This window comes from Cupriavidus sp. MPR-AND1C (assembly GCF_058809705.1).
Genome location: NZ_JBXASU010000202.1, coordinates 1 through 834 on the forward strand (window position 1 = coordinate 1; position 834 = coordinate 834).

General features: G+C 63.9%; 1 protein-coding gene. It reads left to right on the forward strand.

Annotated elements, in window-relative coordinates:
* Positions 1-124: 124 nt before the first annotated feature.
* On the forward strand, positions 125-834 hold a 710-nt coding region (locus AC1RWI_RS38025), incomplete at its 3' end, for a porin (protein WP_492870886.1).

Genomic DNA, 834 nt, shown 5'->3' on the forward strand with positions numbered 1-834 from the left:
GGGAAAGCTGGATGAAGGCTTGCCATGCCTACGATGCAAGGGCTGCTCTCATGGCCGGGACACGCGTCCCGCCCGCGAGCAGCCCGAATCATCGACAAGACTAGCAAGCCCCGAGGAGATCAGCTTGAAAACCAAAACCACAGCCATCGCGCTGGCAATCGGCGCGGCCTTTGCCGGCCACGCCAACGCGCAATCGAACGTGACGCTCTACGGCCTCATCGATACCACCATCAGCACCATCAGCAACGCCGATGCAAGTGGCCATCGCCTGACCGGCTACCACCAGCCGGCATGGTTCAGCGGCAACCGCTGGGGCCTGACCGGCGCGGAAGACATCGGCTTCGGCACCAAGGTGATCTTCAAGCTGGAGAGCGAATTCCAGAGCTACGACGGCGCGATGGACACCCCCGGCGTGCTGTTCAACCGCGACGCCTGGGTCGGCATCAACAGCGATGTCTTCGGCAAGCTGACCTTCGGCCGCCAGAACGCGCTCGGGCGTGACCCGATGGCTTCGGGCCTCTACGGAGACCCCTACGGCCCGGCCGCGATCACGACGGAGGAAGGCGGCTACACCAACAACAACAACTTCAAGCAACTGGTGTTCTACGCGGGCAGCGCCACCGGCACGCGCATGGACAACGGCGTGGTGTGGAAGAAGCTGTTCGACAACGGCCTGACCGCCGGCGCGGGTTACCAGTTCGGCGAAGTGCCGGGCGCGCCGTCGCGCAACACCACGGAGACCGCCACCCTCGGCTACAACGGCGGCAATTTCCACGTTTCCAGCTTCTTCACCCAGGCCAATGTGAATGGCCAGCGCAACCGTACCTATTCCGC